The 22073-nt window shown below is 35.6% G+C and carries 23 protein-coding genes; 20 read left to right on the top strand and 3 right to left on the bottom strand.

The genetic code is table 11. From position 1 onward, the window contains the following. Nucleotide 1 precedes the first annotated feature (1 nt). From ubiB to RHO14_10455, 16 genes are all read left to right on the top strand, one after another. On the top strand, nucleotides 2–1549 hold the full coding sequence (ubiB, locus tag RHO14_10530; GenBank protein ID WVD70789.1) for a ubiquinone biosynthesis regulatory protein kinase UbiB: 1548 nt from the start codon (nucleotides 2–4) through the stop codon (nucleotides 1547–1549). 229 nt (nucleotides 1550–1778) lie between these two features. Then, nucleotides 1779–2009 carry a twin-arginine translocase TatA/TatE family subunit gene (gene tatA, locus RHO14_10525; protein ID WVD70788.1) on the top strand — a complete coding sequence of 77 codons (231 nt, stop codon included), beginning with the start codon at nucleotides 1779–1781 and terminating at the stop codon, nucleotides 2007–2009. A 3-nt stretch (nucleotides 2010–2012) separates the two neighbouring features. Next, entirely contained in the window at nucleotides 2013–2450 is a 438-nt protein-coding gene (gene tatB, locus RHO14_10520) for a Sec-independent protein translocase protein TatB (protein ID WVD70787.1), read from the top strand. Beyond that, the gene (tatC, locus tag RHO14_10515) at nucleotides 2440–3192 is read left to right on the top strand and encodes a twin-arginine translocase subunit TatC (GenBank protein WVD70786.1); all 753 of its coding nucleotides are present in this window, start codon (nucleotides 2440–2442) and stop codon (nucleotides 3190–3192) included. Before tatB ends, tatC begins: the two co-directional genes overlap by 11 nt. A 9-nt stretch (nucleotides 3193–3201) precedes the next feature. Then, nucleotides 3202–4629 (top strand): bifunctional D-glycero-beta-D-manno-heptose-7-phosphate kinase/D-glycero-beta-D-manno-heptose 1-phosphate adenylyltransferase HldE, encoded by a 1428-nt coding sequence (hldE, locus tag RHO14_10510; GenBank protein ID WVD70785.1) that lies wholly within the window; start codon nucleotides 3202–3204, stop codon nucleotides 4627–4629. Nucleotides 4630–4714: 85 nt separating this feature from the next. Beyond that, nucleotides 4715–5953: an L-methionine/branched-chain amino acid transporter gene (gene yjeH / locus RHO14_10505; GenBank protein ID WVD70784.1), complete on the top strand. Its 1239-nt coding sequence runs from the start codon at nucleotides 4715–4717 to the stop codon at nucleotides 5951–5953. Between the two features lie 629 nt (nucleotides 5954–6582). Then, complete coding sequence (locus tag RHO14_10500) at nucleotides 6583–10068, top strand: hypothetical protein (protein WVD70783.1); 3486 nt, start codon at nucleotides 6583–6585, stop codon at nucleotides 10066–10068. 4 nt (nucleotides 10069–10072) lie between these two features. Continuing rightward, nucleotides 10073–10624 carry a hypothetical protein gene (locus RHO14_10495; GenBank protein ID WVD70782.1) on the top strand — a complete coding sequence of 184 codons (552 nt, stop codon included), beginning with the start codon at nucleotides 10073–10075 and terminating at the stop codon, nucleotides 10622–10624. Nucleotides 10625–10665: 41 nt separating this feature from the next. Then, complete coding sequence (locus RHO14_10490) at nucleotides 10666–11247, top strand: hypothetical protein (GenBank protein WVD70781.1); 582 nt, start codon at nucleotides 10666–10668, stop codon at nucleotides 11245–11247. Nucleotides 11248–11431: 184 nt separating this feature from the next. After that, entirely contained in the window at nucleotides 11432–12121 is a 690-nt protein-coding gene (locus RHO14_10485) for a hypothetical protein (GenBank protein WVD70780.1), read from the top strand. After that, nucleotides 12093–12722 carry a hypothetical protein gene (locus tag RHO14_10480; protein WVD70779.1) on the top strand — a complete coding sequence of 210 codons (630 nt, stop codon included), beginning with the start codon at nucleotides 12093–12095 and terminating at the stop codon, nucleotides 12720–12722. Before RHO14_10485 ends, RHO14_10480 begins: the two co-directional genes overlap by 29 nt. A gap of 398 nt (nucleotides 12723–13120) precedes the next feature. Continuing rightward, nucleotides 13121–13939: a hypothetical protein gene (locus RHO14_10475; GenBank protein ID WVD70778.1), complete on the top strand. Its 819-nt coding sequence runs from the start codon at nucleotides 13121–13123 to the stop codon at nucleotides 13937–13939. A gap of 199 nt (nucleotides 13940–14138) precedes the next feature. Then, the gene (locus tag RHO14_10470; GenBank protein WVD70777.1) at nucleotides 14139–14780 is read left to right on the top strand and encodes a hypothetical protein; all 642 of its coding nucleotides are present in this window, start codon (nucleotides 14139–14141) and stop codon (nucleotides 14778–14780) included. A 126-nt stretch (nucleotides 14781–14906) separates the two neighbouring features. Then, nucleotides 14907–15251 carry a hypothetical protein gene (locus tag RHO14_10465; GenBank protein WVD70776.1) on the top strand — a complete coding sequence of 115 codons (345 nt, stop codon included), beginning with the start codon at nucleotides 14907–14909 and terminating at the stop codon, nucleotides 15249–15251. 84 nt (nucleotides 15252–15335) lie between these two features. Beyond that, nucleotides 15336–15866: a hypothetical protein gene (locus tag RHO14_10460; protein ID WVD70775.1), complete on the top strand. Its 531-nt coding sequence runs from the start codon at nucleotides 15336–15338 to the stop codon at nucleotides 15864–15866. Beyond that, entirely contained in the window at nucleotides 15841–16323 is a 483-nt protein-coding gene (locus tag RHO14_10455; GenBank protein ID WVD70774.1) for a hypothetical protein, read from the top strand. The genes RHO14_10460 and RHO14_10455 overlap by 26 nt, the downstream gene beginning before the upstream one ends. Before the next feature lie 28 nt (nucleotides 16324–16351). Here RHO14_10455 and cysS read toward each other — a convergent pair whose 3' ends face one another. The 3 genes from cysS to lysC form a co-directional block, all read right to left on the bottom strand. Beyond that, a complete protein-coding gene (gene cysS, locus RHO14_10450; GenBank protein ID WVD70773.1) occupies nucleotides 16352–17746 on the bottom strand; it encodes a cysteine--tRNA ligase in 1395 nt (464 codons plus the stop codon). Between the two features lie 268 nt (nucleotides 17747–18014). Further along, complete coding sequence (locus tag RHO14_10445) at nucleotides 18015–18260, bottom strand: GlsB/YeaQ/YmgE family stress response membrane protein (protein ID WVD70772.1); 246 nt, start codon at nucleotides 18258–18260, stop codon at nucleotides 18015–18017. Nucleotides 18261–18398: 138 nt separating this feature from the next. Further along, nucleotides 18399–19769: a lysine-sensitive aspartokinase 3 gene (gene lysC / locus RHO14_10440; GenBank protein WVD70771.1), complete on the bottom strand. Its 1371-nt coding sequence runs from the start codon at nucleotides 19767–19769 to the stop codon at nucleotides 18399–18401. A 297-nt stretch (nucleotides 19770–20066) separates the two neighbouring features. Here lysC and rpsP point away from each other — a divergent pair, with 297 nt between their 5' ends. Genes rpsP through rplS form a run of 4 tightly spaced genes read left to right on the top strand, consistent with a single transcriptional unit; the run spans nucleotide 20067 to nucleotide 22068 of the window. Beyond that, nucleotides 20067–20315 (top strand): 30S ribosomal protein S16, encoded by a 249-nt coding sequence (gene rpsP / locus RHO14_10435; protein ID WVD70770.1) that lies wholly within the window; start codon nucleotides 20067–20069, stop codon nucleotides 20313–20315. A 34-nt stretch (nucleotides 20316–20349) separates the two neighbouring features. Next, nucleotides 20350–20877: a ribosome maturation factor RimM gene (gene rimM / locus RHO14_10430; protein WVD70769.1), complete on the top strand. Its 528-nt coding sequence runs from the start codon at nucleotides 20350–20352 to the stop codon at nucleotides 20875–20877. Between the two features lie 57 nt (nucleotides 20878–20934). Further along, the gene (gene trmD, locus RHO14_10425) at nucleotides 20935–21687 is read left to right on the top strand and encodes a tRNA (guanosine(37)-N1)-methyltransferase TrmD (GenBank protein WVD70768.1); all 753 of its coding nucleotides are present in this window, start codon (nucleotides 20935–20937) and stop codon (nucleotides 21685–21687) included. A gap of 30 nt (nucleotides 21688–21717) precedes the next feature. Then, nucleotides 21718–22068, top strand: a complete 351-nt coding sequence (gene rplS, locus RHO14_10420) for a 50S ribosomal protein L19 (protein WVD70767.1) — start codon at nucleotides 21718–21720, stop codon at nucleotides 22066–22068. Nucleotides 22069–22073: the final 5 nt, after the last annotated feature.

Raw genomic sequence — 22073 nt, 5'->3', positions numbered from 1 at the left:
TATGATGAAATTTCTAAGACTATATAAAATTCTTGTAACGTTTAAAGCTTATCAATTAGCTGAATTATTACCTAAATCAGTTTATTCCACTAAATTTAAATCATTATTAGGTTTACTTTTTTGGGTAAGAAAACGAGCCAAGAATAAAGCGAGCGGCGAGCGATTAAAGCTAGCTTTACAAGAGCTGGGTCCTATTTGGATCAAGTTTGGCCAAATGTTATCTACTCGCCGTGATCTGCTGCCTGATGACGTTGCTTGCGAACTGGCGATGTTACAAGATCAAGTGCCTGCTTTTGATGGACTTGTTGCCAAAAAAATTATCGAACAAGCCTTAGATTGCCCAATTGAACAGCATTTTGCTGACTTTGATCCTATTGCATTAGCTTCAGCCTCAATAGCGCAGGTGCACTGTGCGACACTAAAACAAAGCGGTGCAAAGATTGTAATAAAAGTCCTTCGCCCAAATTTGATGCCAATTATTAACGCGGATATTGCGGTAATGTATTGGTTAGCGCAGCAGAGTGAAAAATATTTGCCTGACGGTAAAAGATTACGAGCAGCAGAAGTTGTTAGTGATTATGAGATCACCATCTTAAAAGAATTAAACTTACTGCAAGAAGCTGAAAATACAAGGCGTTTACGTAATAATTTTATCAATAGCGACATGCTTTATATTCCTTATGTTTATCCTGAACTCTGCCGTAAAAATATATTGGTAGAAGAGCGCATTATGGGGATCCCAATTGCAGATATCGCGCAGCTTAAAGCCAATAATGTTAATCTCAAGTTACTTGCTGAGCGCGGCGTTAATGTGTTTTTTACCCAAGTATTTCGAGATAACTTTTTTCATGCCGATATGCATCCGGGTAATATTTTTATCGATGCAAAAGTGCCAGTTGACCCGCGCTATATTGGCATTGATTGTGCGATTGTTGGTGAACTCAGCCGTGAAGATCAGCGCTTTTTAGCGCAAAATTTTATCGCCTTTTTTAATCGTGATTATCAAACCATTGCTCAGCTTTATATTTCATCAAGTTGGGTGCCTGAAAACACCGATGCATTAGCTTTAGAAGCAGCTATGCGCACAGTTTGTGAACCTATTTTTGCCAAGCCACTGGGTGAAATTTCATTTGCACAAGTGCTATTTAACCTCTTTAAAGTTGCAAGGCAGTTTGAGATGGTGATTCAGCCGCAGTTGGTATTGCTTGAAAAAACATTATTTTATATTGAAGGCCTTGGTCGTCAGCTTTATCCTCAATTAGATCTTTGGTCTACTGCTAAGCCATTTTTAGAATCATGGTATCAAGAGCAGATAAGTGTTAAGCATATAACGAAACAATTTATTGATACGTTACCACAGTGGCAAGAAGTTTTGCCCGACTTACCAAATAAAATCAAACAATATCAAAAGGATAATCAGCAGCTTATGTTACAAGTTGCGAAACTTAATAAGCAATTAGCAACAACGACAAGAAAACAGACTCGGTTATGGCAATTAACTATTGGGCTGGTTGTTATTGTTACAATATTGAGTTTTTTATTACATTAATATTGATTTAAATGTTTAGTACAATTTATTTACTGTACTCATTTTGCCTAATTAGCAGGCAAAAATAAAAAATAAAGTAAAAAAGTCTCAAAAGAATACCAAATAATCGTTCTTATTTTGCATATGGTTTGATTAGCAGTATATAATCACAAAACTAAGCATCATACACTTTGCCTAAAATTAGGTGTATGATGTGCTATATATTTTATCAATTAATGGAGTGCTAACTATGATGATAAGTTGGACAAAGTTACTTATCGTACTTGCTGTCGTGGTATTAATTTTTGGAACTAAAAGACTTCGCACTATTGGTTCTGACTTAGGTGCCGCAATTAAAGGGCTAAAAAAAGAGATGAGTGATGATGATGAGAAAAAAGACAGCCGCAATGATGCTGATTTTCCATCTGATAAAAAATCTGAAGGTTTAGAAAGCAATCAAAACAACGACAAAAAAGAGTAAGTTGTGTTTGATCTTAGCTTGGGTAAATTAATTCTTGTTTTGATTATTGCATTGGTTGTTTTAGGGCCAGCAAGGTTACCTAAAGCAATCAAAACCGTTGCAAGCTGGGTTAAAGCGCTTAGGCGCCTTTCCGCGACTGTGCAATTGGAGCTTAATAAAGAACTAAGATTACAAGAATTGCAAGATAGCTTGAAACAAGCTGAAAAAAGCGGCTTGGATAATATCACACCAGAAATAAAAGCATCAATTGATGAGCTAAAACGCGTTGCTAAGTCAATTCAAAAAGATTTTTACGATACCGCCGACCAAGTTAAGTCTTCTGTCAATGACGTTACTCATAGCGTTGAGCAATTAGATCCATCTAAGCGTAATGTCACTAATCAAGCAGGTGCTATAGGACAATCTTCTGTCAGTATAGGGAAAGACGATAATGTCAGATGATAATGCTCAGCCACTAATTGGTCACCTTATTGAACTGCGTACCCGTTTATTACGCTGTATAATTTGTGTTATGGCTATATTTTTAGCCTTACTCTACTTTTCTAATGAGATATACTCGATTGTTGCAAATCCCCTTGTCAGGCAATTGCCAAAAGGCAGCGTGATGATCGCAACAGATATCGCCGCGCCTTTTTTTACGCCAATTAAGTTAACGGCAATTGTAGCCTTATTTGTTTCTATCCCTTATTTACTTTTTCAAGTTTGGGGATTTGTTGCGCCCGCCCTCTATCAAAAAGAGCGCCGCTTAATATTGCCATTAGTTATTTCAAGCACCACATTATTTTATATAGGCCTTGCTTTTGCCTATTTTATTGTTTTTCCGCTGGCATTTTACTTTTTTATAAATACCGCACCTGCCGATATTGCAATTAATACCGATATTACTAAATACCTTGATTTTGTGATGACATTATTTGTGGTATTTGGTTTTGCTTTTGAAGTGCCGGTAGCCATTATTTTATTATGTTGGTCGGGTGTTACGTCGCCAAAAAGTTTAAAAAAGAAACGCCCGTATATTATTGTTGGTGTTTTTATTGTGGCGATGTTTTTAACCCCCCCTGATATTTTTTCGCAAACATTACTTGCGATCCCAATGTGTTTACTGTTTGAAATTGGGTTATTTTTTGCTAAATTTTATAAACCTCGACAAGAGGCTGATGATAAACAAGAACTTGATGAGTAGGATTTGATAATGAAAAGCAGTTTGCCTGATTTTAGTGTTGCAAATGTATTAGTTGTTGGCGATATTATGCTTGATCGTTATTGGTATGGCGCGACGAGTCGCATTTCACCCGAAGCCCCAGTACCGGTTGTAAAAATCGATGCATTAGAAGAGCGCCCTGGCGGCGCGGCTAACGTGGCGATGAATATCACGGCACTTGGCGGCGAGGCTCGGCTAATTGGGTTAACGGGCATTGATGAGGCCGCTAGGATCCTTGACGAGCAGCTGGTTAAACAGCATGTTACCTGTGATTTTGTTGCGCTTTCTTCTCATCCAACAATAACAAAACTACGTGTATTGTCTCGTAATCAGCAACTCATTCGCCTCGATTTTGAAGAGGGTTTTGGTAAAGTTGATCCAACCGAGCTACTTGAACGAATTAAAAAAGCCTTACCGCAGTCAAAAGTAATGATCCTATCTGATTATGCTAAAGGAGTGTTAAGCTCAGTGCAAACGATGATTAAACTGGCTAATCAGGCAAATATTCCGGTTTTGGTTGATCCTAAAGGGACTGATTTTGAACGTTATCGTGGCGCAACCTTATTAACGCCAAATATGTCTGAATTTGAAGCGGTTGTTGGGCTTTGTGAAACCGATGATGATATTGTTGAAAAAGGCTATCAGTTAATTGAAGATTATCAGCTAAAAGCATTACTCATTACGCGTAGTGAAAAGGGCATGACCTTATTACAAATAGGTAAACCTATTTATCATTTACCTACCCAAGCCAAAGAAGTTTTTGACGTAACTGGCGCTGGCGATACGGTTATCGCATCTTTAGCTGCGGCTTTATCAACGGGCTGCACACTTGAAGAAAGCTGCTTTTTAGCTAATGCAGCAGCAGGGGTTGTTGTCGGTAAATTAGGTACCTCTACCGTGTCACAAGTTGAACTTGAAGACGCTATTCGCGCTAGAGCGGACAATGGTTTTGGCGTTATGAGTGAAGATGAACTCAAAGATGCGGTCGCTAAAGCGCGTAAACGCGGTGAGCGCATTGTGATGACAAATGGCTGCTTTGATATTTTGCACGCTGGGCACGTCTCTTATTTGGCAAATGCACGTAAATTAGGTGATCGCTTAATTGTTGCCGTTAATAGTGATAGCTCAGTTAAAAAATTGAAAGGTCAATCAAGGCCGATTAATCCATTAATGCAGCGCATGATTGTGCTTGGCGCTCTTGACTCAGTCGATTGGGTTGTACCGTTTGAAGAAGAGACGCCACAACGTTTAATCGCCAATATCTTGCCTGATATCTTAGTTAAAGGCGGCGATTATATGCCTGATCAAATCGCGGGTGGTAAAGAAGTTATTGCTGCGGGCGGCGAAGTTAAAGTGCTCAATTTTGAAGATGGCTGCTCAACAACCAATATTATTAATGCGATAAAAAATCAGCACTAATTTAACTAGCAGCGAAAATAATCGCTGTTTTTTTAGTTGATAGTAAAAGAGCGAACTGCTCGGTAACAATAATAAATAATAAGCAATGAACGAGCTAAAAAAAGAACTGAGTTTACTACAAGGAATTGGTTTACTTGCCACCTCGTTGCTTGGCACTGGCGTATTTGCCGTGCCGGCGATTGTTGCACAAATTGCTGGTCAAGATGGTTTATGGGCATGGTCAATACTGTTAATTCTGGTTTTTCCAATTGCAATTATCTTTGCTGAGTTAGGTAAACATTACCCAAATGCTGGTGGCGTTGCTTACTTTATCTCTAAAGCATTTAATCCCCATTTAGGCCGAGTAACCAGTTGGTCATTTTTATCGGTGATCCCATTTGGTTTGCCTGCGTCGCTTTATATTGCAACAGGGTTTTTCAGTTCGCTTTTGGAATTATCGCCAGTAGCTGAACTGCTTATTCAAATTGTAACGTTATTATTGATTTGGGTGATCGGCTTATTTGGCGCTGGTGCGAGTGGCTGGATCCAATCGATTATTACGCTGTTAATTATTGCTTTAGTGTTGGCAATCTGTTTTTCTTCATCGCCCTCAGTTTTGACAGTTGAATGGCCAAATATTACTGATGTTAAAATAATGCCTATCATTAGCGCGTTAGCGGTTATGTTTTGGTGTTTTGTCGGCCTTGAAGCCTTTGTTCATTTATCAACTGAGTTTAAGCGACCTGAAAAAGATTTTGCTAAGGCATTAATTTTAGGCCTTATTTTAGCTGGTTTTGTTTACTGGGCATGCACTGCTGCAGTGATCTTTTTGGCGCCTAATTCCACGATTGCAACCGCGGCATTACCGCAAATTATCGAAACATTATTTGGCAAACAAGCTTTGTGGATATTTTGTCTTATTGGCTATTTAGCCTGCTTTGCCTCGATTAATATCTACTGTCAAAGCTTTGCAAGGCTTGTTTGGGCACAAGCTGAAATCGATTACCCTAGTAGCCCTTTTGCTAAGCTATCACGCCGTTATACTCCTGTTAATGCTTTAAGCTTAGTGGTTTTATTAAGCCTCTTTTTTCTATTATTAATTTATTTTTTTACCATTCCACTTAATAGTATGCTGGAATACGCTAACGGCGTTTTTGTTTTGATTTATCTTTTAGCCATGATCTCGGCAATTAAATTACTTCAAGCTAAACTGCGCATACTGGCAATCGTATGTACATTAATTTGTATTGGCTTACTTTTTGTCATTGGCTATAAAAGCCTTTACGCAATTGGCATTTTTATCTTATTTTGGCTAGTTGCAAAAAAAGTGATACCCAATAAATAGCTATCGGATTTAGACTTTAATTTAGCGGCCTTGAATTCAAGTACCAAGTACAAATTTTGATTGAAAAGGTATCTTAACAGGGCGAAAGTTAACAAAATATTCAGGTTTAACAATGTCTATATCGCATTTTATAACAGTAGAAAAATCACCAATATTTAATATTATCAAAATAATCATTAAACTTTATGAAGTTTTCCATTTACAATGGTTAGCGCTATCGACTAAAAAATCAATTAAAGCTACCAACAAAAATAGATAATAGATAATAGAAAATGCAACATGATAAAAGGGGAGAGGCGATGATTGACAGTTTAGATAATAAGTTACCTATATTTGCTCGCAAATTTGGTTTTATTCACCACAACCGACATGCGCTTACAATACCATAATCATAGCCTCACTTAAGGTAGTTGGTATTTTTAGTCATTAGATCAGAATAAGGCTATTTGCTAACTAAGCCTTAGCTGAACTGAAAGCACAAAACTACGCATTGTAAAAATGAGGCTAGAACCCAAAATAGTTAAACAATAATGAATATCGATAATAAGGAACTGGATATACTATTACAGAAATTAGTCTCATTTGACTCAATAAACTTTTCTCAGTAGTGACGAAGGGATATCGCAACCATGACAATCAAAAAAATAACGAATTTTGTGTTTCCTGTTGGTAATAAAGAATTAAGTCAAAATGCCTATTATCGTGCGCTATCTGATGCCAAAAGTGGTTTTTATCCTTTTGGGGAAAATGGATTATGGCATGGTGGTATTCATATTGACGATGGCGTATTTAAAACCGTCAATCGTAATGACAACAAAATTCGCTGCATGGCAAATGGTGAGGTTATCGCTTATCGGGTTAACTCGGTTTACCCAAAAGTGACCTATAATGAAAACCCAGCTGTTTCCGCGCCGTTAAGGCATGATAGAGAAAGCGTGGCCTATTTCTCAACCGGTTTTACCTTAGTGCGTCATTATTTTGTGATGCCAAAAGTCGCGGGTGAAACAGATTCACCGCCTAGTATTACCCTTTATAGCTTATATATGCACCAGCTTGATTGGTATGGTTATCAGCAACTAGCGAAAGAAAACCAAGTCGTACATCCCAATTACTGGCACTTAACGTCAGGCCGGGTGAGCAACCAGAGCAAAGACCGAATTAAAGGCACTATTGTCCGCCAAAATGGTCCAAAAACCACCGGCGTCGCATTATTACTTAAAGGCAGTAAAATCAAGCTTGGCGACCAAATTGGTAAGACAGGATGGTATAAATTAGAATCGATTGTTGAAGGTGGCTTAGTAAACAATAATGGGACGTTTCACTCAGATTTAGTGTTGATAACAGGTTATGTTTTTGGCAAAGAAATCGGCACCATTGAGTCTGAACCACAAGCTCATAAAAATACGGTTTATACGGTAAATAAAGAAAATAACGATAAAATTGGTTCACCAGAAGCAACCGTCGCTGGTATTGCGGTCTATGCCAATCAAGATGGTAAAGAAGTATTAGCTTATTTACCCAAAGCCACGCTTTTTGTGTTTGATGGGCAAGAAAACGGCTATGCTAAGATTAAAAAAATTGAAGGGAATTATGTGCCTTCAGCCTTAAAAGTCGAAAGTAGTGAAAGGACTGAATCACCTCACAAGGGTTGGGTTAAAATATCAAACTTAATATCACTCGACTACCAACCAAAAGAGTTTGATAAGGTGGTCGTGCTCGATACGCCTGCCGCCATCAGTGGCGGCGATTTTATCGGTTATTTAGGTCATAATGTGAGCCGTAATGGTCAGTTTTTACAACCGAAAACACCTGCGCTGGCTACGCAAAAGCGTCCTTCTGATGAACGGTTAATCAGGCAAGGGCATTTTGAGCTATTTACTGGCGATGATTTACCGTCGTTCATCACAAAAACACGAGCATTGGCAGATAAATTACCCGAGAGTGAGAAAACGCTAATATTAGTCGAGAAAGGCGCTCAGTTAATTAATGAAAGTGCGTCAGATGAGCTAATTCAAAGTGGTAGATGGATTAACGTGATGGGCTCGGTAAGTCAAAGCTGTTATGTAAAGGCCTTCATCTATTATAAACTGAGCTTAAATCGCTATCAATGTACTCCTGATAACGTGATTACGCCCACATCACTCAAAACAGGTGAGTTGGATACTATCGGTATTAGTCAGCCTGTTCATTACCGTTTAACGGCGGATGATAAGGCAGCGTTAATTCGCTATTATCAAATTCAATATCCAGAGTTAACGGTTGCTAACATCCCTGATACGGTCGAACTTATTGGTTATACCACTGATTCTCCTTTTGAAAATAATGGTCAGTTATTTACGTTAGATAGGGAAACGAGTTATCTTGATAACGTTGAAATCCGTTTTAATTTAGTCGGTGATAAACCGCGTTGGGTTAAATCACTCGATGTCATACATTTAGGGCGTGACGGTCAACTAAATCAATCAATAATAAGTTGGAGCGAGTTTCCGTTAACCTTAGCAAACTTACCAACGGCAAATGATTCAAATACCGTTTATTACCCTCTTACATTACCGCTCGCATCAATTAAGGCTGAAAATCATATCGCCATTGATGATAACGCCACTAACTGGGCCTATATTACCACGGGGAATTTGCACGGTGAGCCAATTAAAGGTTGGGTGAATATCAGTAAAGGCGAGAGTGAATATTTACAGCCACATATTAAACGCGTCAGCCCTTGGGCATGGACAGATTTTGACACAGTTAAAGAAACAGCAAGTATTGCTAACATGGTTGAAAAGCTGCAAACGAATCGCAAAATGACATTAGATTTAAATGATTACAGCGAGTCAATGATAGCCCTGCATTATATTTTAACCGATACACCATTAAATAAAAATCTACCTTACGTTTTACCGCCCTTTACCCATAAACAGTTACAAATGGGATTACAAACCCCTTGGACGGCTGAAATGATAGGTCGATTAGCTATCAATTATGAAAGCGAATGGTACGCCGACGACAGCTTAAGCAAATGGAATGAAATTGATACTTTCTATCAAAAACAGACTGAGCAAAAACGGCAATCAATTATTGATGAGTTAACCAAAGCAGGCATAACCCAACCAGCAGCACATCAACATGCGTGTAAAATACTGGATGAAAAATCGGAATATCAACTGAGCGAATGGCAACTCGAAAAACAGCAACGCATCAAACCATCACTCTGGTGGAGTGAGGTTGCTAAAGCGCAAGCGGTGCAAGTCGCCTCAAACACGACAACAAATACAGCATCCACTAATCAACCTGTACTATCTAGCCTACCAGCAAGCGGTAAAGTATGGTATTTGCATCCGGTGGGGATGAGGGAGTTTGTTATTAGCGACTTATTGATAACAATGGAAATGTTATTAGCTGCTCATCCTAGTGGCTCGAAAGCCTATTATAATGAAATATTGCCTTCTCTTAATCAGTATGCTGTAGTGTACAAATTGACTGAAGCTAAAGAAATAGCTCATTTTCTATCACAAATTGCTCATGAAAGTGGATTTAGGATTATAAATGAAGACTTAGGTTATACAGCTCATAGAATGAAATTGAAGCTTGGTTGTAAGAAAGGAGAAACTCACTATAATGAAAAGACTGATAGTTGCGATTTAGGACAGCTTAGACCCAAATTGTGGACAAATACCGCCTATTATGAAAAAAATCCAGAACACTTAGGTAATTACGTTTATGCCAATAGAATGGGTAATGGCGATGAATCATCTGGAGATGGCTATCGCTATAGAGGGCGAGGAGTTATTCAATTAACGGGAAAGGATGCCTATCGCAATTTTACTAGAGTTCATAATCGAAATAATCCAGATGATATTCAAGATTTTGTAGCTAACCCAGATTTACTTATAAGTTCAATGCAATATGGTATTGAATCAGCGTTTGTATTTTGGTTTACTAAAACAGGAAAACCCAATCCCACAGTAAATACATTCGTGAACCTACGTGATTTAGCTAAATCAGGAACCGTTCAAGAAGTAACTCAACTAGTTAATGGTGGGCAAAATGGTTATATTGACAGAAAACAGCGATTTAATCGAATTGCTAGATTATTTGGTTTAAGAGAAGAGGAATAGGCATATGTTAAAAGCACTTCATATTTTATGCGTTGTTTTATGTTTAGTATTTTCATCCTTCGTTTTTAGTCAGCAAAACGATACTATTATTCATGGGCCATTTAATATATCTTGGTGTGATAATGGAAAATTTTATTTTCAAGATACCTCGGATTTAGAGTACCCGATAAATTTTATATTGGAATGTGGTAGTGACAAAAAAATAATAGATAAATACTATGTTGATGGCGCAAATTTTGTCATTTTATCAAATGGACAGAAGCCAGACATGAGCATAGAATCCGTTTTTCTTCAAAAAATTGGTTCAAAAAAAAATTTGTTTGTTATTGTTAAAAGAAATATAACGCATCGAGCTTTAGGTATAAACGGTGACGATTATCGTGTGTATGCTTATGAGAATGCCAGCAAAAATATTATCCAATTAGACACGCATCTTATGACAGATAGTAATTTATGGGGCTTTGAAGGTGAATCAGATGGAAAGGAATCTCACTTTAAATATAAAACAGCCGCTGAGGTAAAAAAATATATTAATGAGACATATAATAAAAAATAAACATATTGCTCAGACAAAATAAAACTGACACTGATATTATAGTGCATAGCCTATTACTAGCTCCGATAAAAGCTGAAAATCATATCGCCATTGACGATAACGCCAATAACTGGGTCTATATTACCGCGGGGAATTTGCACGGTGAGCCAATTAAAGGTTGGGTGAATATCAGTAAAGGCGAGAGCGAATATTTACAGCCACATATTAAACGCGTTAGCCCTTGGGCATGGACAGATTTTGACACAGTTAAAGAAACCGCAAATATCGCGAACATGGTTGAAAAGCTGCAAACGAATCGCAAAATGACATTAGATTTAAATGATTACAGCGAGTCAATGATAGCCCTGAATTATATTTTAACCGATACACCATTAAATAAAAATCAGCCTTACGTTTTACCGCCCTTTACACATAAACAGCTACAAATGGGATTACAAACCCCTTGGACGGCAGAAATGATAGGTCGATTAGCTATCAATTATGAAAGTGAATGGTACGCCGACGACAGTTTAAGCAAATGGAATGAGATTGATACGTTTTATCAAAAACAGACCGAGCAAAAACGCCAAGCGATCACAAATGAACTCACTAAAGCAGGCATAACCCAACCAGTGGCGCATTAAACCATCACTCTGGTGGAGTGAGGTTGCTCAAGCGCAAGCGCTGCAAGCTGCCGCAAACACGACAACAGAGACAGCATCCACTAATCAACCCGCCCTATCTAGCCTACCAGCAAGCGGTAAAGTATGGTATTTGCACCCGGTGGGGATGAGGGAGTTTTTGATCCCATTTGGTATTACAGTTTAGATGTTGAAAAAAATTTTTACATCTGTACCTAAAAGTAGACAAGATTTATTACAATTCATGGCTGATGATATAAATGCTCATATGGATGAATATAAACTTAATACACCGCTAAGATTAAGTCATTTTTTTGCACAAGTTAGACAAGAAGTTGGCACTAACCTTACTGTTGAAGAGGTTTTTATTTATAGCATAAAAGCATTGAAAAATTTTAGTTATTTTGCAAAGCACCCAACAGAAGCCGAATCTTTAGGATATAGCAATAGTAGTAATAAATTTGTGTCGACAGAAAAACAAATTGAAATAGCTAATAAAATATATGCAAATCGTCTACTAAATGGTGATATAAAGAGTGGCGATGGTTTTAAATATCGAGGTAGAGGATTAAAACAATTAACTGGTAGACTGAATTATACTAGCTTTAATAATGAATACCCGTCTATTTGGAGTGATGAATTAGTTGATTCTGTTAGTGACCCCAACTTATTACATACTAACTATAAATATATTGTTCGTTCAGGGGTATTTTTTTGGATAAAAAATAAATTATATAATTTAGCAGATAAAGGAAGCTTACCAGATAACGTTGATCTAATAACAGAAATAATCAATAAAAATACTAAAAGCTATCAAGATAGACAAAACAATTTCAAGGAAATATATCATGAGAAAAAAATTTTTGAAGGTATTTAGTTTCATTTTGGCGATGGTTATATTTTCTAATACCGATGCTGTAACTAGAATAAATCAACTTAAATTATCGACTATTGATGTTGATTATTCTTCTTCTGGTATAGACTCAAGTGGTGAGGAAATTAAATATCCTAATTTTTATGATAAACATGTAATGCTTCATCCCCCAATTTTGGTTGAATACAATAATAAAAAGTCTATTCTATTTTTTCTTCCACCAGTTGAGAGTGGAAGTGGACAGCAAGGATTAATTCTCAATTATAATTTAGGAAATAATAAAATGAATGTTGTTGGATTTGTGCATGGAATAAATGAGCAAATACAATCCGTTTTTGGTTATAAGTACAACAATGATGATGCAACAATATTAGTATTAACTAAGAATACTAGTGATAACCAAATTACTTATTCAACCTTTACAAATTCTATTCTGGAAGAAAATGGTGGTCTTTATATTAAACAATTCCTAGATGACGAAATAAATATATCTCCTTTGAGTAATTGTATTGACGGTGGCACTGATCATTTAGGAAATAAGCAAGTTTGTAAATACAAAGATGCAGCTTCTATTAAAAAATTTTTTGATGATATGAATAGGTAAAATAAGTAGAGTGATTATTTTAATCTTAATATCTAATTAATAAAAATAAGTCTTACTAAATTTAGTATAAAGGCAAGATATCACCAGATTAATGTGAAAACAGTACTACCAAAATAGCGCATTTATATAGGTAAGTACTGTCTAATACTTTGGCGAGGATTACTATATTGAATTTTAAAATAAATATAATGTGTGTAACTTCATCTAGAAAATAGATTACAGGAGCTACGTAAATACGCTTGTTCTACTCATTTTTTTACTTATTTAGAGATAGACAAAGTGAAAGGTTATTTAGTTTAATATGTTATATCTAATAGCTAAAATTTGGTTGTATACCAAACTCTATCGTTCGTTTGATAATGCTGAATAATTATCAATTACCGCTACTGAGAATTTTTATGATGATTAGACAGTTTTTTTTGTGTGTGTTTTTAAGTTATAGTTTTATTTGTTACGCAACAGATGATTGTTTAAATAAAAAACCTAATGAGCATCATGTTTTTTATCAAAACAATAAAAGCTATAATTTTAGCTCTTATGATTGTGATTATGATAAGCAAGGATTTTTAAGTCCAACTATTCTAAAAGTTGAAAGTAATGATTTTAATATTACACTAAAAAATATCATTGGGCATAAAGGGATGACTGATAGTGGTGTTTTAGATTGGAATAACAAACCATCGTTATATTTTTATAGCGGTTCATCAACGAGAACTGAAGCATATATGACATTGTCTATTGAAAATAAGGCTATTTTTATTGATTGTATTTATGTCAGTAGTAGATTAAAAAATCTTATTAATACACAATATTCATTTTGTGGCCAACATCGATTAGTTGTTGATGAATTAGATCTTGAAGACTTGATTCCTGATTTTTATCTAGACCCGTTATTTGAAACTACAGATTATTCAGTAGTTGATCAATATTCATTAAACCAACCTTTTGATATATTTATTGGTAAAATAGATGATTTGAGTATTTATCGACGGTATTTGTCTCAAAATGATTACATGTCAGAAAAATATGACATTATCGTTTCTTCAAAAGATAAACAGTATCAATTTAAAAATTCGAAGGTCTATCAAAGAATGACAAATAAGTCTGATTTTATAGGGCTAGATGTTATCACTGAAAATCATGATATTGTTTTTTATGATAAAAAATCATTATTAAAATTATTAAATACATCAACGGATAAAAGGCAATGCCTTTAACAATTTTTAGACGATAGCTTATATCATTAGTAAAAAATCTTTGATATCCGTTGAGAAAGATGCCTGTAGTTCACCCGATATGACTGCACATTAATAGGCGAGATTAATTTAAAAAACAATATTCTCAATATTAAAAATAACTATAAACTCCCTCAGGAATGGCTAAATAGAGTTGATGGCTGTTTAAAGGTGAAAATAGATGATTAATTATATAAAAGTAATACTTTTTGTATTATTTAGTATTAACATAGCAAACGCCAATCAACTTTTATTAGAAGGTGATTGGAATAATGAAGTATATTTAGCTAAAGATGGATTACCTTATTCAGTATTCACTATTAATTTAAAAATAGATAAAGATAATAAAGTTATTGGTGAATTATGCTCTATCTCTCACTACAGTAAAAAAATAGATTGTCCTATCAATTTTTCATCTAGGCTTATAGAAAATAAAATTTTATTTAATTTCAATAGCAATTTCGGTGGTTTAAATGGACAGGCTTTAATTCAATTTTCTAATTGTGATCTTAATTGGGAGCTAATTCGTTCGCCTGATGGAGAATCTTATTTTCCTAAAAAAACGTTATTATTCCCAGATAAAATAATTATTAATAATTTGATTAATGGTTGTTCAAAGGATAGCAATAACCATGTGATTTTATATAAATCTTATTTATTTAATATGCCAAGTGAATCTGATAAAACAAAAATGTATCTAATTAAAGGTGATAAAGTTAAATTATTACAATATAGCAATAGTTTTTATCAAATTGAATACATAACCAATAAAAATAAAACCATTCATAAATGGCTGCACTGTTCGGCAATCGATGCTTGTTAGTATGTAACAATAGTCTTATTACTGTGAACAAATAAAGAGATAGAACGATCATTCCCTACAAAATGAAGCAGGATAAGTAGCTATATTATTTTTTATTTATTTATTCAATCGAGAATATACAGAAATATGAAATTTATTTTGATTATTGCATTTTTATTATCTTTTAAAAGCTTAGCTAATGATTGTTCTTATGATATTAAGTATGACTCTTTAGAATATAATATATTAGTTACGTATTGTTGTGAGGAAGGAAACTTAGATTGTGATAAAGTTTATTATAAAGGTGTGAATAAAAAAGACCAATCATCTATTTACTTGAAAGGTAGAACAATTAATAACGCTTTATCTCATCGTTTTTTAGGTTATCAATTTGAGAATAATGGATATACATACATTATTCAAAATAATTTATTGAGTATTTATAAAGGTGAAAAATTGTTACAAAATAATACATTATATGAAATTGAATGAGAATAAAAATACCAAATAAATCAAAGAAACTGAGATTTAATCGAATCGCAAGGCTGCTTGGCTTGAGAGAAGAGGAATAGGCGTATGTTAAAAGCACTTCATATTTTATGCGTTGTTTTATGTTTAGTATTTTCATCCTTCGTTTTTAGTCAGCAAAACGATACTATTATACATGGACCATTTGAAACTAATTTATATAATGATGGTGAGTTTTATTTTGAACAGACATCAAATTTTGAATATCCTATAAATTTTGTTTTAAAATATCAATGTGATAGAGAAATTAAAAAATATATTATTGATAGATATTCTCACAATGGTGGTGTACCAGAAATAGAATCTTTATTCTTCTACAAAATAAATAAAGTTCCTTATGTTTTCACTATAGTTTTATGGAATATAAATCATCGTGGTATTGGTACATATGGTCAATATTACCAAGTATATGGATATAAAAAAAATAATGAAAATATTTTAATTAAAGATGAAATTATTGAATATGATAATAACTTATCAGGTATAGAAGGAAGTGATAATGGAGAAGAATCTCACTTTAAATATAAAACAGCTGCTGAAGTAAAAAAATACATTGACGAAAAATATAATAAAAAATAAGTATATTGCCATTGATGATAACGCCACTAACTGGGCCTATATTACCGTGGGGAATTTGCACGGTGAGCCAATTAAAGGTTGGGTGAATATCAGTAAAGGCGAGAGTGAATATTTACAGCCGCATATTAAACGCGTTAGCCCTTGGGCATGGACAGATTTTGACACAGTTAAAGAAACCGCAAATATCGCGAACATGGTTGAAAAGCTGCAAACGAATCGCAAAATGACATTAGATTTAAATGATTACAGCGAGTCAATGATAGCCCTGAATTATATTTTAACCGATACACCATTAAATAAAAATCAGCCTTACGTTTTACCGCCCTTTACACATAAACAGCTACAAATGGGATTACAAACCCCTTGGACGGCAGAAATGATAGGTCGATTAGCTATCAATTATGAAAGTGAATGGTATGGGAATTGGTTCTCACAAAAAAAAGAATATTGGCAATAAACCAATATCCTTATATTTAAACACTGCTCTAAATATTCTTTTTACGCCAAATGGTGCCGCTTGGGCCATCTTCTAATACAATATTCATTGCATTTAATTCATCGCGAGCTTTGTCAGCCAGTAGCCAATCTTTACTTGCACGTGCATCATTACGCTGCTTAATTAAGGCTTCAATTTTTGCAACATCAATGCCACTTTGATTATCACTTTGTAAAAACTCAATAGGATCTTGTTCAAGTAAGCCAAGCACAGCAGCTAAGTAGCGTAATTCGGCAGCTAACTCATTTGCCATTAGCATATCGTTATCGGCTTTTGCTTTATTGATTTCACGCGCTAAATCAAATAAGACAGAATACGCTTCTGGTGTATTAAAATCATCATTCATCGCTTCGCAAAAACGGCGATAATAATCGCTATCGGGCGTTGTGTGCGGGGTTGCTTTGTCGGTATCACGCAGCGCGGTGTATAAACGTTCTAATGCCATGCGCGCTTGTTTTAGGTTATCTTCACTGTAATTGAGTTGGCTACGATAATGGCCAGATAATAAAAAGTAACGCACTGTTTGTGCGTCATAATGTTTTAAAACATCACGAATGGTAAAAAAGTTACCAAGTGATTTTGACATTTTTTCTTGATCAACCATCACCATGCCAGAATGCATCCAATAGTTAACATATTGCCCATCATGCGCGCAAGTTGATTGGGCAATTTCATTTTCATGGTGAGGGAACATTAAATCTGAACCGCCGCCGTGGATATCAAAATGTTGACCCAATTCATGGCAGTTCATTGCCGAACATTCAATATGCCAACCCGGGCGACCTTGTCCCCAAGGTGAATCCCAACAAGGCTCATTCGGTTTTGACATTTTCCATAAGACAAAGTCCATTGGATTTCGTTTAACATCAACAACATCAACTCTGGCGCCAGCTTGTAGCTGCTCTAAATTTTGTCGCGATAATATTCCATAGCTTTTATCACTATCAACAGCAAACATAACATCGCCATTATCAGCAATATAAGCATGATTTTTGGCAAGTAATTTGCCTACAAGTTCGATAATTTGTGGCATATGGCGCGTTGCACGGGGCTCTCTATCAGGGCGCTTAATATTTAATGCATCAAAATCGGCATACATTTCATTTAACATACGCTGCGTTAATTCATCACCGCTTTCACCATTTTCAATTGCACGTTTAATAATTTTGTCATCGACATCGGTAATATTGCGGACATAAGTGAGTTCATAACCTAAAAAACGTAGGTAACGCGTTATTACATCAAATGCGACAAAAGTTCGCCCATGACCAATATGACACAAATCATAAATGGTAATACCACAGACATACATACCCACTTTATTATTATCAATGGGTTTAAAGAGTTCTTTTTCACGCGTTAATGTATTGAAGATTTTTAGCATCGTTATCTACTTATTATATTTGGTTCGAATTGCCCATTAATATAACAAAAATTTGTGCGAGGTGAAATTACTATAGAGTAATGAACGTTAAAATAATGAAGTTAAATTGAGATCATGTTATTAAATGTTGTTGAATTATTTTAGGTAGGCTTTAATATTTGTACTGCTTAGTTTAATGAATTTATTGGTTAGGTGCTAAGGCAAAAAGCAGCTAGATAAAAAAAGATATTATTGGTGGTGATTTCCACCAATAATAGAAGAACCATGTTTATTTTCTTAATAATCGATAAGCATAGATCAATATAATCGCACCGACTACAGCGATAATTAAACTTGGTAAATTGAAGCCCGTAACGCTGCCCCAACCGAAAAATGTACTGATATAACCACCAATAAGTGCACCAGCAATACCTAAAATAATTGTTTTAATAATTCCAACGCCACCAATTGGCATAACAAATTTCGCTAACAATCCAGCGATAAGCCCAAGAATCACCCAACTTAAAATACCCATAATTTTTTCCTCATTACTATTAATTGGATTTGTAGTATATTGATATAAAAGAAAAAATTCAATTATTGTTCACGGTTTGTTCGATAGGTAAAATCAATTAATCAATGGGGTTTCCCCCATTGACAGGCTTTGAATGAATTATTCAAAAATCACTTGATGAAGTATTTTCACAATATTTTCGGCATCATTACCTTTAACTAAAAAGCAGATATTGTGGGTACTGGCACCAAAACAGGCAAGGCGAACACTGAACTGATCCAGTTGGTCAAAAACTTGTTTAGCCATTCCCTTTGTTGTCGTCAAGTTATTACCAATAAGCGCAACAAGCGCTAAATCTTCTTGTATTTCAGCGCAGCATACCATCGATAGTTCATCAATAAGCTCTTTAGTTAATAAACTGCTACCATCAGTATTTGTTCCAGCGGTATCAATAGTTACCGCAACACTAACTTCTGAGGTGGTTACTAAATCAACCGAAATATTATGTTTAGCAAGGATTGCAAATACATTGGCTAAAAATCCTTGGGCATGAAGCATATTTAGGCTATGTAGGGTTAATAAAGTTTGTTTTCGGCGTAAAGTCACCGCCCTAAATAACGGCAGGTTAGAAGTGATGTTATGCCCATTATAGACAATTGTGCCACCGTCATTTGGTGCTTTACTTGAGCCGACAAAAACAGGGATATTACTTCTTACAGCAGGAACTAATGTTGCTGGGTGTAATACTTTTGCGCCAAATGTTGCCATTTCAGCCGCTTCTGCAAAGGTGATTTCATCAATACGTTTGGCATTAGGGGCGATTCTTGGGTCGGTTGTGTAAATACCTGCAACATCTGTCCAAATATCAATTTGCGCAGCGTTTAGTGCCTCACCAAGAAGCGCTGCGGTATAATCACTACCACCACGACCAAGTGTTGTTGTTTTACCAGAGCTTTCACTACCAATAAAACCTTGTGTCACGATAATTTGATCACTATTTAATGATTTTAAGTGAGCACAGCAAAGCTGCTTAATTTCTTCTACTTTTGGTGATGCTTTACCAAATTTGCTGTCGGTGCGCATCACTTTACGCACATCAAACCATATTGCATTTTTTTGTTGTTCTTTTAATACCTCAACAAATAATCGTGATGACATTAACTCACCATGGCAAACGAGCTCATCAGTTAATGCGGCTGAATTGGCTAAGCTCGCCGCCTCGGCAAGTGCTGCAATATTGCTGATGATTTGATCTATCGTTTCACGAAGTACAGGGTTTTCAGGTAACTGCTCAAGTATGTTGTATTGAATAGCTTGAATTTTTGCGATATGTTGCTTGCGAATTTCAAGTTCACGGCCTTCAGCTAATGCGACTAATAAATTAGTAATTCCGGCTGATGCAGATAATACGACAACTTTGACATTAGGATTTGATATGACAATATTGGCACTATTACGCATTGCTTGATAATCGGCAACACTGGTGCCACCAAATTTTGCGATAACACATTGTTGATTCGAGCTGCTCATCTTTTCCCCATTATTGTTGCTAGCAAAATGCTGTTATAAAATCGATAATTGATTCATTGTACAAGCTTTAGTTAGCTAAAGTAGACAGTTATTAAAAAATATTATGTTGTAATAATTTTAAAAAAATAACATGATATCTTTTTACTTCTCATCATTGCTCCTATTAACCATTGCACTTCCTCTAAAAAAGAGTATAATTTTGGGGCTTTTATTTCTATTTTGCTTAGAGGGAATATACTATTAAGCAATAGCTGAAATAAGTTAAGCAAAAAAACAATTTAATTTTAAGAGGAAGTTATGGTAACTATTCGTTTAGCTCGTGGCGGTTCTAAAAAACGTCCATTTTATCAAGTCGTTGTGACTGATAGCCGTAACCCACGTGATGGTCGTTTTATTGAGCGTGTTGGTTTTTTCAACCCAATTGCACAAGGTAAAGCAGAAGAATTACGTTTAGATCTTGATCGCGTAAATCACTGGGTTGGTTTAGGTGCTACTGTATCTGATCGTGTTAACACACTGATCAAACAAGCACAAAAAGCTGCTTAATCTTTTTGACTAACAGCTATAGAGTGATATGTAGATGAATTCTAAAAACTTAATCATAGTCGGCAAACTTGGCTCAAGTTACGGCATTCGTGGTTGGCTAAGAGTGTTTTCATTTACAGAGCAGCCAAATAGTCTTTTTGACTATAAACCTTGGTATATTTTAAAAGCAGGGGAATGGCAAGAAGTTGTAGTTGAAAGCTTTAAGCCGCATAACCAAGATATCGTTGTGAAAATCAAAGGTATTGATGATAGAGACGATGCCAATACATTAACAAATTTTGAAATTTATGTTGATGCAACCAAATTACCGAGTCTTAATGATGGTGATTTTTATTGGAAGGATCTTATCGGCTGTAAAGTTGTTACAGTTAATGGTTATGATTTAGGTCAGGTAACTGATTTAATGGAAACTGGTTCTAATGATGTGCTTGTGGTTAAAGCAAATTTAAAAGATGCATTTGGTGCAAAAGAGCGTTTGATCCCGTTTGTTGAAGATCAATTTATTAAACAAGTTGATTTATCGGCGAAACAGATCACGATAGATTGGGATCCTGCTTTCTAGTTTTTTTGGTAATACAAAAAAGCAAGTAGGTATCATAAAAGTATTGAGGAGCAAAAATTGAAAATTGGCATAATTAGCCTATTTCCTGAAATGTTCCAAGCAATTACTCATTATGGTGTTACGAGTAGAGCAGTTAAGAACAATCTATTAGACGTTAAGTATTGGAGTCCACGCGACTTTGCTTATGATAAGCATAAAACGGTTGATGATAGGCCGTACGGTGGGGGACCAGGCATGTTAATGATGGTGCAACCCTTACGTGATGCGATTCATGCCGCGAAGAGTGAGCTTGGCGATGATACAAAAGTAATTTACCTGTCTCCACAAGGGCGTAAACTCGATCAAAAAGGTGTTTACGAGTTATCTAAGCATGATAAGGTTATTCTTGTCTGCGGCCGATATGAGGGAATAGATGAACGGATAATCCAAACTGAGATTGATGAAGAATGGTCAATCGGGGATTATGTGTTAAGTGGCGGAGAATTGCCAGCGATGGTAATTGTTGATGCAATCGCAAGGTTTATACCTGGTGTATTACATCATGCAGCTTCAGCAGAAGAAGATTCTTTTGCTAACGGCTTGCTCGATTGTCCACACTATACCCGGCCTGAAGTGTTAGATGCAATGGCGGTGCCTGATATATTAATGTCCGGTCACCATGAAGAAATTCGTCTCTGGCGGTTAAAACAATCACTAGGACGGACTTGGCTTAGAAGAGAAGATCTTCTAAATAATCTAGCTCTGACTGACGAAGAACAGCGTTTACTTACTGAGTTCAAACGTGAATACAGTGATAAACAATGTAACTAGGATTTCAGTGTACCTAGGAAGAGAATTAATATGAAAAATGCAATTATTCAGCAAATAGAACAAGAACAAATGAAAAAAGACATTCCTGCTTTTCGTCCGGGTGATACCGTTGAAGTAAAAGTATGGGTTGTTGAAGGTAATAAGAAACGTCTTCAGGCTTACGAAGGTGTTGTTATCGCTATTCGTAACCGTGGTTTACACTCTGCATTCACTGTTCGTAAAATTTCTAACAATGAAGGTGTTGAACGTGTATTCCAAACTCACTCACCAGTTATTGATTCAATCAGCGTGAAACGTCGTGGTGAAGTGCGTCAAGCTAAACTATACTACTTACGTGAACTTCGTGGTAAAGCGGCTCGTATCAAAGAGCGTCTTAACTAAGTTAA

The organism is Orbaceae bacterium lpD04, assembly GCA_036251935.1.
GTDB classification, from domain to species: Bacteria; Pseudomonadota; Gammaproteobacteria; order Enterobacterales; family Orbaceae; genus Orbus; species Orbus wheelerorum.
The sequence above is the reverse complement of the archived record's forward strand: the minus strand, read 5'-3'. Positions and strand labels throughout refer to the sequence as shown.